The organism is Shewanella indica (assembly GCF_033842865.1).
GTDB classification, from domain to species: domain Bacteria; phylum Pseudomonadota; class Gammaproteobacteria; order Enterobacterales; family Shewanellaceae; genus Shewanella; species Shewanella indica.
Genome location: NZ_JAWXXR010000001.1, coordinates 1,492,501 through 1,505,692 on the forward strand (window position 1 = coordinate 1,492,501; position 13,192 = coordinate 1,505,692).

The 13,192-nt window shown below is 49.6% G+C and carries 11 protein-coding genes and 1 rRNA gene (1 of these 12 cut by a window edge); 3 read left to right on the forward strand and 9 right to left on the reverse strand.

The window, feature by feature from the left end; translation table 11 throughout:
• Positions 1 to 24: ribosomal RNA gene (locus tag SIL79_RS06940) — 16S ribosomal RNA — on the reverse strand (it extends 1,521 nt beyond the left edge of the window).
• A gap of 477 nt (positions 25 to 501) precedes the next feature.
• Entirely contained in the window at positions 502 to 1,929 is a 1,428-nt protein-coding gene (gene ccoG, locus SIL79_RS06945) for a cytochrome c oxidase accessory protein CcoG (RefSeq protein ID WP_162207291.1), read from the reverse strand.
• Positions 1,930 to 2,016: 87 nt separating this feature from the next.
• On the opposite strand from ccoG, the gene SIL79_RS06950 reads away from it, so the two are divergent.
• The 3 genes from SIL79_RS06950 to SIL79_RS06960 all read left to right on the forward strand — a co-directional run bounded on the left by SIL79_RS06950 (position 2,017) and on the right by SIL79_RS06960 (position 3,716).
• Complete coding sequence (locus SIL79_RS06950; RefSeq protein ID WP_039035959.1) at positions 2,017 to 2,367, forward strand: hypothetical protein; 351 nt, start codon at positions 2,017 to 2,019, stop codon at positions 2,365 to 2,367.
• A 110-nt stretch (positions 2,368 to 2,477) separates the two neighbouring features.
• Entirely contained in the window at positions 2,478 to 3,380 is a 903-nt protein-coding gene (locus SIL79_RS06955; RefSeq protein WP_028780956.1) for a 1,4-dihydroxy-2-naphthoyl-CoA synthase, read from the forward strand.
• Positions 3,381 to 3,512: 132 nt separating this feature from the next.
• A complete protein-coding gene (locus tag SIL79_RS06960; RefSeq protein ID WP_039035958.1) occupies positions 3,513 to 3,716 on the forward strand; it encodes a DUF2061 domain-containing protein in 204 nt (67 codons plus the stop codon).
• A 57-nt stretch (positions 3,717 to 3,773) separates the two neighbouring features.
• Here SIL79_RS06960 and glmS read toward each other — a convergent pair whose 3' ends face one another.
• The 7 genes from glmS to atpG form a co-directional block, all read right to left on the reverse strand.
• Complete coding sequence (gene glmS / locus SIL79_RS06965; protein WP_162207292.1) at positions 3,774 to 5,603, reverse strand: glutamine--fructose-6-phosphate transaminase (isomerizing); 1,830 nt, start codon at positions 5,601 to 5,603, stop codon at positions 3,774 to 3,776.
• 24 nt (positions 5,604 to 5,627) lie between these two features.
• Positions 5,628 to 6,398, reverse strand: coding sequence for a DeoR/GlpR family DNA-binding transcription regulator (locus SIL79_RS06970; RefSeq protein WP_039035956.1), 771 nt, complete (start codon positions 6,396 to 6,398; stop codon positions 5,628 to 5,630).
• Positions 6,399 to 6,628: 230 nt separating this feature from the next.
• Positions 6,629 to 8,719, reverse strand: a complete 2,091-nt coding sequence (locus SIL79_RS06975) for a TonB-dependent siderophore receptor (protein ID WP_071476690.1) — start codon at positions 8,717 to 8,719, stop codon at positions 6,629 to 6,631.
• A 181-nt stretch (positions 8,720 to 8,900) separates the two neighbouring features.
• Positions 8,901 to 10,265, reverse strand: a complete 1,365-nt coding sequence (gene glmU / locus SIL79_RS06980) for a bifunctional UDP-N-acetylglucosamine diphosphorylase/glucosamine-1-phosphate N-acetyltransferase GlmU (RefSeq protein ID WP_039035963.1) — start codon at positions 10,263 to 10,265, stop codon at positions 8,901 to 8,903.
• 153 nt (positions 10,266 to 10,418) lie between these two features.
• Positions 10,419 to 10,847: a F0F1 ATP synthase subunit epsilon gene (locus SIL79_RS06985; protein ID WP_025011732.1), complete on the reverse strand. Its 429-nt coding sequence runs from the start codon at positions 10,845 to 10,847 to the stop codon at positions 10,419 to 10,421.
• Between the two features lie 36 nt (positions 10,848 to 10,883).
• Positions 10,884 to 12,272: a F0F1 ATP synthase subunit beta gene (gene atpD / locus SIL79_RS06990; RefSeq protein WP_039035954.1), complete on the reverse strand. Its 1,389-nt coding sequence runs from the start codon at positions 12,270 to 12,272 to the stop codon at positions 10,884 to 10,886.
• A 35-nt stretch (positions 12,273 to 12,307) separates the two neighbouring features.
• Complete coding sequence (gene atpG, locus SIL79_RS06995; RefSeq protein WP_039035953.1) at positions 12,308 to 13,168, reverse strand: F0F1 ATP synthase subunit gamma; 861 nt, start codon at positions 13,166 to 13,168, stop codon at positions 12,308 to 12,310.
• Between the last annotated feature and the right edge of the window lie 24 nt (positions 13,169 to 13,192).

Consider the following 13,192-nt stretch of genomic DNA (forward strand, 5'->3'; position numbering starts at 1 on the left):
AGCCATGATCAAACTCTTCAATTAAAGTTTTGGTTGAACCCGAAGGTTCTGCTCAATGAATTCTGTTCGTATGAACACTCTTCATCGAGTTAAATCGTTTTGTCGATTTCTCAATGCCTGTGAGTGTCCACACAGATTTGCTTGTTTATCTTGTTAAAGAGCAATCCCTTAGACGCTGTGGTCATCGGGTCAGGGCTGCGTATTTTACGCTTTCCTGCTGCGGCGTCAAGAGGTATTTACCATCTTTTTTCGCCTGTCGTTGAAAGGACTCAAAAGCCTCTTTTCTTCGACCCTGTCACGTCTTTCGCGTTGCCGCTGTGCCGTGTCAGTGGGAGCGCATTATAGGGAGCCTGAACTTTTGTGCAAGGGCTAAATCTTAGAAAAACAGGATTAATTTATCGTTCGCTCACAAAAGCAACCAAATGACCAAAAAAGCGATACTTTTTGATGAAAAAAGGGGCTCACGCCCCTTTTTATCTATCTAGCGTCGTTTACTAAAGCTTAAGGCCCGAAGAAACGGGACTCCTGTTTGGCTTCAACCGTCTCACCATTGACTTCGGTTGTGACAATAAAGTCTATCTTGGTAATGGGACGTTTCAGCTCCACAGGGTCGACCGCCACACTGATTGGCAGCGTCAATACTTCACCGGCCGCAATCTGCACTGTTTGTGGACCGTACCACTTATAGTTATTTAACCCATCAATGTGCATCTGGTACTCGTGGGCCGTTTCTGTTTTGTTCAATATCTTCAAAGTGAAGGTATTCTCTGTCATCCCCTGAGTATTCTCGGTATAGAGCTGATTCCGGTCACGAATGATATCGATGCGCACAGAGGCGATATTGGCACTGGCGTAAATGAACACCAAAATCATCGCAGTAAGCACAACACCATAGCCCACCAGCTTGGGACGCAGCACTTTTTCCTTGATCCCTTCCAGTTTGTTTTCCGTGGTGTAACTGATAAGGCCTTTGGCATATCCCATACGTTCCATGGTGGAGTCGCAGGCATCGATACAGGCGCCGCAGTTGATACATTCGTACTGCAGGCCATTACGGATATCAATCCCTGTCGGACAAACCTGAACACAGAGATCGCAATCGATACAGTCGCCCAGCCCCAGAGCTTTGGGATCTGCCTTACGGGAACGGGGGCCGCGAGTTTCACCACGCTTGGTGTCATAGCCAACAATATAAGTGTTCTTATCGAACATGGCCGCCTGGAAACGCGCATAGGGACACATGTGAATACACATGATTTCCCGCATCCAGCCGGCATTACCATAGGTTGCCAAAGTGAAGAGAATAACCCAAAAGTACACGGCGCCGCTGGCCTGTAAGGTAAACACCTCGAGGTATACTTCTCTGGAGGGCACAAAGTAAGACACAAATGTCATGGCCGTCAGCAGGGAAATCAGCAACCAAGCAGTATGCTTGGCCGTTTTGCGCCAGAGCTTGTCAAAACTCCAGGGCATCTGATCCAACTTCATCCTTTTGTTGCGTGCCCCTTCGAGCTTTTCTTCAAACCAGATAAAGATGAAGGTCCACACTGTCTGCGGGCAGGTGTAACCGCACCAGACCCTTCCCAGGTAGGTAGTGACAAAAAACAGTGCGAAGGCAGCAATCATAAACAAGGCTGCCAGCAACGTCAGATCCTGAGGCCAGATAGTCAGGCCGAATACATGAAACTTCTGCTCTGCCAGGTTAAACCAGACTGCCTGCCTATCTCCCCAGGGAAGCCAGGGCAAAATCAGGAAAAACAGCATAGCTATCCATCCCATCCGCCGCCTTAACGAACTCCATAGACCATCAACCGCACGAACGTAAATTCGGTTGCGAGGATTAAAGCGGTCTGCTTTACTCGCATCAGGCTGGTGAATCTTGATTCGATTGGCTTTCGAATAATCCTTATTGCTCGACTCTTCACTCATCTTTACAGCCTTTTACTGCTTATTGTATAAAAACTGGCGTATTATACCTTGTAACACAAGGGTTATTAACCTTAGTTGGACTAAATGATGAAAGGCTGGATTATTTTGGCAATATTGGCCGGAGTGCTTTATTACTTGGTCACTCAGACAGATAAGCTCGATGAGCCTATTGCCCAAACCGAAGCATTAGTAAAGAAAATTGAACGCAAGCTGGATGCCATGACGGGCACACAGATCATTCGCCTCGATCAGAAAAAGGCCCGCCTCAAGGCCGATATTGCCGAGCGTTTGTCAGCTTCAGAGTTGCAGGAGTTGGACGGCATACTGACCTCGCCAGAGACTTTAATGGACTTCAAGGACGAGTATTGTCGTGGCAATGTCATATCTCATCCGGTTTTCAGCAAAGATAACCTGTTGTTCATCTGCGATAACCTCTGAATAAAGCACCGGGTTTTGTCGACTGTTGCAAAACCCGCACCTGAAATCATTGACCTCCCACGCCAATCCACCTAGCCTTTGAGCCATTATCAATATAGGGGCTGTTTGTTATGACATCTTTTGTTTCCGATACTTTTGAACCTGAATTGTGGGAAGAGGTTGCCGGGTTCGCTTTTGAAGACATCACTTACCACAGAGCCAAATCTCAAGGTACGGTGCGAATTGCCATTAACCGTCCCGACTGTCTGAACGCTTTTCGTCCCAAGACAGTTGATGAACTTTACATAGCTCTGGACCACGCCCGGCAATGGTCTGATGTAGGTTGTGTGCTGTTAACAGGTAATGGCCCATCAGCCAAAGGGCAATATTCCTTCTCCTCCGGTGGCGATCAGCGTATTCGCGGCAAAGACGGCTACAAATATGAAGGTGAGGAAGCCGGCAAGGCCGATTTGGCTCGCATGGGCCGCCTGCACATTCTCGAAGTACAGCGCTTGATCCGCTTTATGCCCAAGGTCGTCATAGCCGTAGTTCCCGGTTGGGCGGTTGGTGGCGGTCACAGCCTGCATGTAGTGTGCGATCTGACACTGGCATCGAAAGAACACGCCGTTTTCAAACAGACAGACCCGGATGTAGCCAGCTTTGATTCTGGCTATGGCAGCGCTTATCTGGCGAAGATGATAGGTCAGAAGCGGGCAAGAGAAATATTTTTCTGTGGCTTTAACTACAGTGCCGATGAAGCCTTTGCCATGGGCATGGTTAACCGTTCGGTTCCTCATGCAGAACTTGAAACCGAAGCTCTGCGCTGGGCCAAGGAGATCAACTCCAAGTCCCCAACCGCAATGCGCATGCTCAAATATGGCTTTAACCTGCCTGATGATGGTTTGGTTGGCCAGCAACTGTTTGCCGGTGAAGCGACCCGTTTAGCCTATGGCACCGCCGAGGCCCAGGAAGGCCGAGACGCGTTTCTTGAAAAACGCGATCAGGACTTTTCCAGCTTCCCTTGGCATTACTGATAGCCTTAGACTACTAAAGGCCGCATAAGCGGCCTTTTTAATAGATAAAAACGGTCAAATTAATCTGTTAAACCCCCTTTTAATTATTAATGAGAATTATTATCATTAAATTATCGAGAGAGGAGAACCACCATGATTAAGACAATGACCTTTGCCATACTGCACTTCAGCGTAGCCTTTACCATCACTTACCTGCTTACCGGCAGTGCGCTTATAGGTGGTGCCGTGGCCCTGATAGAACCCAGCATCAACACTGTTGTTTTCTACTTCCACGAAAAGGTCTGGAAGAGATACGAAGCAAAAAAGCAGCAGCGGCTGACGCAATTAATCGCCTGAGCATACACTCAGGCGATTAGTGGCAACACTTTCAGGCTTGCGCTTGATTCCGGCCAATTACTCTACAGTAACCGACTTGGCCAAGTTTCTTGGCTGATCCACATCAGTCCCTTTGATCAGGGCAACATGGTATGACAGCAACTGCAGCGGAATAGTGTAAATAAGCGGTGCCATAAACTCATCACAATGTGGCACAGGAATTACCTTCATGGTGTCATCGGATGCAAATTCAGCATCAACATCAGCAAACACATACATCAAACCACCACGGGCACGCACTTCTTCCACATTGGACTTAAGCTTTTCAAGCAGTTCATTATTGGGTGCAACCACTATCACAGGCATGTCGGCATCGATCAGCGCCAATGGTCCATGTTTCAGCTCTCCGGATGCATAAGCTTCGGCATGAATATAGGAAATCTCCTTCAGCTTCAGCGCGCCTTCCATCGCAATGGGATACTGATCGCCACGTCCCAGGAACAAGGCATGACTCTTATCGGCAAAGTCTTCAGCCAACTCAGCTATGGCGTCATCCAACCCCAGAGCCTGCTCCACTTTAGCCGGCATAGACTGCAAACTCTGGGCGATTGCCGCCTGCATTTCCACACTCATGTTGTTATAACGTCCCAGTGCCGCCGTCAGCATCAACAAACCGGCCAACTGCACGGTAAAGGCCTTGGTGGAAGCCACACCTATCTCGGCACCGGCTTTCATCATATATGCCATATCGGACTCGCGAACCAGCGAGGATCCGGGGGCGTTACATATGGTCAAGGTTGCCTTGTACCCCATCTCTTTGGCCAAACGCATTGCCGCCAGGGTATCGGCCGTTTCACCGGATTGAGAAATGGTGACCAACAGGCTGTTGGGGAACAGATGCGACTTGCGGTAGCGGAATTCAGAAGCAATTTCCACATTACAGGAAACACCGGCCCAATCTTCCAGCCAATAACGTGCCGCCATACCGGCATGGTAACTGGTACCACAGGCAATGATCTGTACATGTTTGATCTCTTTGAGAAGCTCGGCAGCATTATCACCAAAGGCTGTATCCAGCACCTGCTGCTGGGCTATTCGGCCTTCGAGAGTACGGGCCAGCGCCATTGGCTGCTCATAGATCTCTTTAAGCATATAGTGACGATACTCGCCCTTGTCACCGGCATCATGAGTGATTTCAGATTCTTTCTTTTCACGCACTACCGGGTTTCCGTCAAGATCATAGATATGAACCTCACGGCGAGTCACTTCGGCAACATCGCCCTCTTCCAGAAAGGCAAAAGTACGGGTCACCGGCAGCAGTGCCAGTTGATCCGAGGCGACGAAGTTTTCTCCCAGGCCAAAGCCTATTACCAATGGGCTGCCACTGCGGGCGACCACCAGCCGTTCAGGGTCGCGGCGGTCGATGACCACAGTGCCATAGGCACCTTCCAGTTGTTTGACTGTGGCTTGTACCGCCGCCAGCAAGCCGGGGGCAGACTTGAGCTCATGGTCGACCAGATGACAAATGACTTCTGTATCTGTATCTGAGTTGAACTGATAGCCTAAGCCCTTGAGCATCTCCCGCAACTTAGCGTGATTTTCAATAATCCCGTTGTGCACCACGGCTATGTCACTGCCGGATTGATGTGGATGCGCGTTGCGCTCACTGGGCTCACCATGGGTCGCCCAGCGGGTATGGGCGATGCCGGTACCACCGGCCAAAGGAGCAGTTTGCAAGGCATCGGCCAACTCCTGCACCTTGCCAACTCTGCGGGTACGGGTCAGTTCACCTTGGTGAATGACAGCCACACCGGCCGAATCATAGCCACGATATTCCAGGCGTTTCAGTCCCTCGATCAAGATTTCAGCAACATCCCTTTGCGCTACTGCGCCAACAATTCCACACATATCAATATCCGCTTAGTTTAAAGTTTACGCTGTAAAAGGGGCCAAGATCAGCTTTACCCCTTGATTTGAAATACTTTCAGCGGCTGCATCTGGCAGCCTATTATCTGTCACCAGGGTAGTGACCAACTCCCAGGGCAACTCAAGATTAGGAATTCTGCGGCCCACCTTTTCCGATTCGAGCAGCACCACTACATCCCGGGAAACTTCCGCCATCACCCGGCTCAGCCCAATCAACTCATTGAAAGTGGTGGTGCCTCGCTGCAAGTCAATGCCATCGGCGCCGATAAAAAGCTGGTCAAAGTTGTAGGAACGCAGTACTTGCTCAGCCACCTGTCCTTGAAAAGATTCGGAGTGGGGGTCCCAGGTGCCCCCCGTCATCAAGAGTGTGGGCTCGTTTTCCAATTCATGTATCGCATTGGCCAACTGCAGGGAATTGGTCATGACCACCAGCCCGCGCTTATCGTTAAGCTCAGGAATAAGTCCCAAAGTGGTGCTGCCACAATCTATGATGATGCGATTATGATCTTTGATAAGCCCGGCAGCGGCCTGAGCTATGGCCAACTTATTGCGGGAAGGCGGTTCAGACAAGGTCTGGGTTATCTCTTGAGGAACAACGACGGCACCACCATAACGACGCAGCAGCAAACCGGTTTTCTCCAGGGCTGCCAAGTCTTTACGTATGGTCACTTCCGAAGTTTCAAACTTCAGCGCCAAGGCATCGACACTGACTTCACCCTGCTGCTGCAGCAGGGTAACTATGGCGTGACGCCTTTGTTGGGTGTTGCGTTTGGTCATTCCAGATTGAATAAGTTTCGATTCGAAAGGCGAATTATATAACTTCGAAACCTAAACGCAATTGCTGAGTGAAAAAAGCTCGTTAGTAGTTCAGCCGATATACAGGCATGCCTTAAAGCCAGCCCGAGCCTGGGCGCGCCCCAATAAGCCGAAAGCATTAGATTTCATCCATAAAAAATGCCAGCCACTGGAGTGGCCGGCATTGCTGTTGGCATGTTATCTATTGGCGATTAAAACTTGGCTTCCAGCGCCAGGCTCACATGACGACCTTCACCAACAGTCACATCTGTATTGGTACCGCCGGCAAGATATTCTTTATCAAACAGATTCTTCATGTTAACCCTTACACTGACATCTGTTCCCATCACATCCATAGTGTAGGCAGCGCCCAGGTCAAAACGTACATAACCATCTTTGGTGATCATGTTCTCTTTATCGGCAAAGCGTTCACCGACATAGACAGCACCAAAATTCAGAGCCAACGCTTCTGTCATCTCATAACGGGTCCAGATATTGGCCGACCACTCAGGCGCATCTATCGGCGTTTTACCATTGAGACTATCTTCTGCAGGGCGATCATACTCTGCATCCAGATACATCATGGAACCTGTCATAAACCACTTATCACTGAGTCGTCCCTGAGCGCCCATCTCAAACCCTTTATGACGCTGTTCACCACTCTGAGTTGTTATTGATTCACCTGCCCCTAAGTCTTGAGTCACGGTAACATTGGAGACGGTTATATCAAACACGGCGCCTGTCAGTAATAACCCACCATCGAACAGTTCCCACTTGGTGCCTATTTCATACTGTTCCCCATATTCAGGATCCAGATTCATCTTGTCATTAACATCATTAGGATCATTAACGCTCCCTTGGGGACTGAAGCTCTTTGAGTAATTGACATAGATACTGCCGTTATCCATCGGCGAATAGATCACCCCAAATTTAGGTGAAACGGCATAACTGTTGTTCCCGGCACCATCTTTCTTTTGTTCGTCATAACGAACACCGGCCAACAGTTTCCACTGTTCATTGATAGTAACCAGGTCCTGAATATAGAAACCATAGTGCTTATAGTCGCTTTCACTGAGTGAAGTATCGTTATGATAGTCCAAACCTGGATTTGCGATGGGCTGGCCAGGCATAACAGAAACACTTTCGCCTTTTTCGCGCAACTGCCCATAGTAGTAGTCCAACATATTGGCACCGATCAGGAACTGATGTTCCAAAACGCCGGTACTGAAGTTACCGGTAATATCAATGAATCCTGTTTTATGTTGCCAATCATCATAACGATCGAATGGACTCACAGTGTAGCCATCAGTAAATGGATCCTCAGAACCTTTGATCAAACTTGGAAGAGAGTCCAACCTTTGGCGGTTGAACTGCTGATCATTATAGCCGGCCTTCACTTTCCAGTTGTCGCTGATAAAGTAAGTGAGTTCGGCCCCTAAGTTTTCGATGGTATTGTCAGTAAACGCCCATGGCATATCCCAGATAATATCCCGACCACCAATGAGCTCACCCTTGCTGTTCAACCAACCGCCACGGTCTATTCCGGTTTTATCTTGGGTACGGTCATATTTCAGTGACAGCAAAAGATCATCGGTAATATCAAACTCCAGATTCAGGTAGCCCAACCAACGATCTCTTTCCTGATTTTCACCATTCTGATATTCACGCCAATACTGGGTATCCTGCTTAACCAGCACAGTGCGATAACGGATAGTCTGAGCTTCGTTTAGACTACCACCGGCATCCAGTTGAAAGCGGGTAGAGCCGTTATCATCGGTATCAAATCCCAGGTTAAACAGTGTGTCGTAGGTCGGCTTCTTGGTCACCATATTGATCAAGCCACCAGGGCCTGACTGGCCGTAGAGCATACTGGAGGGGCCCTTAAGCACTTCTACCTGCTGCAGAGTTTCAATAGGTTGCACATAGTGCGACCACTGCTGCTGACCATTGATCAGGTACCCAGAACCAGAGTCCAACTCAAAGCCACGAATATTAAATACCTGGCGATTCCATTTTTCACTGCCACTGGTCACGCTTGAGTCATTCACCAATACTTCAGCCAGGTTGGTTGCCAGCTGTTCATCAGTTACAAAGTCGGGGATAACGGTAACGGATTGAGGTGTATCCATCAGATTAATATCACCACGCATCGCGCCAGAGGCGACGCCAGTCTTATAATCATTGAAGCTACGACCGGTAACACTGATACGCTCAATGTCTTCTGGCACTTGCTCTGCCGCCAGTGGCATTGAAGATATAGCGGCCACCACAGCCATACCTACACAGGAAAACTTAAACCTCATAATCACCTCATTCTCTATGCCGGACCGGCAATCAGTTCTATTTTTGCCAGCAAATATAAATGAGAAGGATTAGTATTTAAGTTTCTTTACAGATATTTACAATTAAATATGATTGACTTCAAACCCATTGACGGGTTTGTGAGATTGAAAGCACCCGAGTGGGTGCTTTCAATTAGAGGAATTATTTCTTTTGCTTTTGTGGACGCTTCCAACCCTTGATATGTTTCTGTTTAACTCGGGTGATAACCAACTCATCGGCGCCGACATCACGGGTTACAGTGGAACCGGCTCCCAGAGTCGCTCCTTTACCTATGGTGACAGGAGCAACCAACTGGGTATCACTACCGACAAACACCTCATCTTCAATAACGGTCAGATGTTTATTGGCGCCATCATAGTTACAGGTAATGGTACCTGCACCTATATTTACCCCTTGGCCAATGCGTGCATCTCCGAGGTAAGCCAGATGTCCAGCCTTGGAGCCCACACCGAGTATGGCTTTCTTCATTTCAACAAAATTGCCTATATGGGCATCCTGCTTAAGTTCAGCGCCCTGACGCAGACGAGCAAACGGCCCGGCACTGGCGCCATCACCCAACTTGGCACCCTCGACTATGCTGTAAGGCTTAATCTCGGCGTTATCGGCAATCTCACAATCAATAAGGATAGCGCCGGCGCCCACAGTCACATTATTACCCAGCACCACTTTACCTTCGAAGATCACATTGACGTCGATCATCACATCCATGCCGACCGTCACTTCACCGCGAACATCAATGCGTGCCGGATCCCTGAGGTTAGCCCCATCCAGCATCAAGGCTTCTGCACAGCGCTGCTGATAAGCACGTTCCAACGCCGCCAACTGCACTCTGTTGTTGGCGCCTTCAGTCTCAATGGAATTAACAGGATGAGCCGTATCTATGGCCACCCCATCGGCGTGAGCCATGGCGATCACATCGGTAAGATAGTACTCGCCCTGAGCATTGTTGTTTTCCAAGCGCCCAAGCCAGTTTTTTAATTGTTTGCCCGGCAATGCCATGATGCCGCTGTTGATCTCATTAATCTTGAGTTGCTCGGGAGAAGCATCTTTCTGTTCGACTATGCCAACTACCTTGCCATGCTCGCGCACCATACGGCCATAGCCGCTTGGGTCATCCAGATGCACTGTCAGTACGGCTACGCCATCGTTTTGCCTGGCAGCAAGCAAGGCTTCCAGTGTTTCCTTACGGGTGAGGGGAACGTCGCCATAGAGCACCAAGACAGTGTCATTGTCATCTATATGGGGAATCGCCTGGGCTACCGCGTGCCCTGTGCCCAGCTGTTCAGCCTGCAGCACAAAGTTAAGCGGTTGCTCGCCCAGTTCCGTCATCAGCTTATCGCCGCCATAACCATAAACCAGATTGATTTTGTCGGCATTTAGTGAATGAGCCGTATCAATCACATGCTGCACCATGGGTTTATGGGCGACCTTATGCAGAACTTTGGGTAGATCAGAACGCATCCGGGTCCCTTTCCCGGCGGCGAGAATAACAACATTCAATGACATGAGAGATTCCTTTTCTTTGGGCTGGCGCAAGTGTACCGGAATCGCGGTAAAAATGCAGCGCTCAGGCAGCTTGGAAGCTTGCAAACCTGCTTGGACAATAGGAATAACAGACACAAAAAAGGCGCCCTGAGGCGCCTTTTTTCAGCAGTGCTGTTATCTGGCAATGTTCTTCTTGATGGTCTCAACGACCCGCAACTGAGCCACGGCTTTAGCCAGTTCAATTGCTGCCGCAGCATAATCGAAGTCAGCACCGGCATCGGCCATATGGGCTTCTGCACGACGCTTGGCTTCTACTGCAGCCTGCTCGTCAATCTCATCGGCACGCATTACAACATCAGCCAATACGGACACGGAGTTGGGTTGAACTTCCAGTAAACCACCTGAAAGGTAAAACACCTCTTCCTGACCATTTTGTTTGACGATGCGCGCCATGCCAGGTTTGATATTGGTCAGCAGCGGAGTGTGGCCGGGCATAATACCCAGTTCACCCTCAGAACCAGTTACCTGTAAATGGGCAACAAGGCCTGAGAAGATTTTGCTCTCTGCACTGACGATATCAAGCTGTACTGTCATGGCTGCCATCCCGTTCTCCTTACCAAACTATGCAATATTGCCTAGTTATTTCTTGTTGGCTTTCTCAACGGCTTCGTCGATAGAACCAACCATGTAGAACGCTTGCTCTGGCAGGTGGTCGAACTCACCGTCCAGAATTCCCTTGAAGCCACGGATGGTGTCTTTCAGGGGCACGTACTTACCTGGAGAACCGGTAAAGACTTCAGCTACGTGGAATGGCTGAGACAGGAAACGCTCGATCTTACGGGCGCGGGATACTGTCATCTTGTCGTCATCTGACAACTCGTCCATACCCAGAATAGCGATGATGTCTTTCAGCTCTTTGTAACGCTGCAGAACTGTCTGTACACCGTTTGCCACGTCATAGTGCTCTTGGCCAACAACCTGTGGATCCAGCTGACGAGAGGTGGAATCCAGTGGGTCAACCGCTGGGTAGATACCCAGAGAAGCGATTTGACGAGACAGTACCACGGTCGCATCCAAGTGAGCGAAGGTGGTTGCTGGGCTTGGGTCAGTCAAGTCATCCGCAGGTACGTATACCGCTTGTACCGAAGTGATAGAACCCACTTTGGTAGAAGTAATACGTTCTTGCAGAACACCCATCTCTTCAGCCAGTGTTGGCTGATAACCCACAGCAGAAGGCATACGACCCAACAGTGCCGATACTTCGGTACCAGCCAGGGTGTAACGGTAGATGTTGTCAACGAACAACAGTACGTCACGACCTTCGTCACGGAACTTCTCGGCCATAGTCAGACCGGTCAGAGCAACACGCAGACGGTTACCTGGTGGCTCGTTCATCTGACCGTACACCATGGCTACCTTGTCCAGTACGCCTGAGTCTTTCATCTCGTAGTAGAAGTCGTTACCTTCACGGGTACGCTCACCTACACCGGCGAATACGGACAGACCTGAGTGGGCTTTAGCGATGTTGTTGATCAGTTCCATCATGTTAACTGTCTTACCAACACCCGCACCACCGAACAGACCTACTTTACCACCCTTGGCGAACGGACATACCAGGTCAATAACCTTGATGCCGGTTTCCAACAATTCAGTGGTGTTAGATTGCTCTTCATAAGAAGGAGCATCACGGTGGATGATATAACGCTCATCTTCACCGATAGCGCCCGCTTCATCCACAGGTTCACCCAGAACGTTCATGATACGGCCAAGGGTCGCAGCCCCAACCGGAACGGAAATTGGTGAACCAGAGTTTTCTACCTCGATACCACGACGCAGACCATCGGAAGAACCCATGGCGATGGTACGAACTACACCACCACCCAGCTGTTGCTGAACTTCCAGCACCAAGCCTTTACAGGCGCCTTCGCCTGTGATCTTCAGAGCGTCATATACCTGAGGTACGGTATCTTGTGGAAACTCAACGTCCACAACCGCGCCAATCACTTGGACAACAGTACCTGTGCTCATGATTAATCCTCTAAAACTTGTATTCGTTACCCAGCCTAAACCGCGGCTGCACCTGACACAATTTCCGACAGTTCTTGCGTAATCGCCGCCTGACGGGCCTTGTTGTATACCAGTTGCAGATCATCGATCAGCGTGCCGGCGTTGTCTGTTGCTGCCTTCATGGCCACCATACGGGCAGCCTGCTCGGAAGCAATGTTTTCAACGACACCCTGATACACCTGAGACTCCACATAACGAACCAAAAGCTTGTCCAACAAGACCTTTGGATCTGGCTCATAGATGTAGTCCCAGCGATGCGCTACGTCATCTTCGTCTGATTTAGGCAAAGGTAGCAGCTGCTCGATCACAGGAGTCTGCGTCATGGTATTAACAAACTTGTTGAATACCACATACAGACGATCCAGCTTGCCTTCGTTGTAAGCCTGGAGCATTACCCGCACAGTACCAATCAGGTCAGCGAGCTTGGGAGCATCACCTAAACCTGAAGCATGGGCCTGCACCTTGCCACCAAAGCTTTTGAAAAACTGAACACTGCGAGCACCGATAGGGCAGAATTCAACTTCCGCACCTTGCTCTTTCCAGCTTTTCACGTCTGCGACAACCTTCTTGAAAAGGTTGACGTTCAGACCACCACAAAGGCCACGGTCGGTTGCCACTACTATGTAACCAACCCGCTTGGGTTCTCTCACCTCCAGGTAGGGGTGTTTGTACTCCAGAGAACCCTGAGCGACGTGACCGATCACCTTACGCATGCTCTCCGCATATGGACGGCTTGCAGCCATGCGATCCTGCGCCTTGCGCATTTTGCTGGCTGCCACCATTTCCATGGCGGACGTGATCTTCTGAGTGTTTTTCACACTCGCGATCTTGGTTTTAATCTCTTTAGCGCCGGCCATCTCTACTCTCCAATCTGGACCTGA

Bases quoted from the DNA above. Each gene is read 5' to 3' on its own strand.
- ccoG (WP_162207291.1), bottom strand. From the start codon at position 1,929: ATGAGTGAAGAGTCGAGCAATAAGGATTATTCGAAAGCCAATCGAATC.
- SIL79_RS06950 (WP_039035959.1), top strand. From the start codon at position 2,017: ATGAAAGGCTGGATTATTTTGGCAATATTGGCCGGAGTGCTTTATTAC.
- SIL79_RS06955 (WP_028780956.1), top strand. From the start codon at position 2,478: ATGACATCTTTTGTTTCCGATACTTTTGAACCTGAATTGTGGGAAGAG.
- SIL79_RS06960 (WP_039035958.1), top strand. From the start codon at position 3,513: ATGATTAAGACAATGACCTTTGCCATACTGCACTTCAGCGTAGCCTTT.
- glmS (WP_162207292.1), bottom strand. From the start codon at position 5,603: ATGTGTGGAATTGTTGGCGCAGTAGCGCAAAGGGATGTTGCTGAAATC.
- SIL79_RS06970 (WP_039035956.1), bottom strand. From the start codon at position 6,398: ATGACCAAACGCAACACCCAACAAAGGCGTCACGCCATAGTTACCCTG.
- SIL79_RS06975 (WP_071476690.1), bottom strand. From the start codon at position 8,719: ATGAGGTTTAAGTTTTCCTGTGTAGGTATGGCTGTGGTGGCCGCTATA.
- glmU (WP_039035963.1), bottom strand. From the start codon at position 10,265: ATGTCATTGAATGTTGTTATTCTCGCCGCCGGGAAAGGGACCCGGATG.
- SIL79_RS06985 (WP_025011732.1), bottom strand. From the start codon at position 10,847: ATGGCAGCCATGACAGTACAGCTTGATATCGTCAGTGCAGAGAGCAAA.
- atpD (WP_039035954.1), bottom strand. From the start codon at position 12,272: ATGAGCACAGGTACTGTTGTCCAAGTGATTGGCGCGGTTGTGGACGTT.
- atpG (WP_039035953.1), bottom strand. From the start codon at position 13,168: ATGGCCGGCGCTAAAGAGATTAAAACCAAGATCGCGAGTGTGAAAAAC.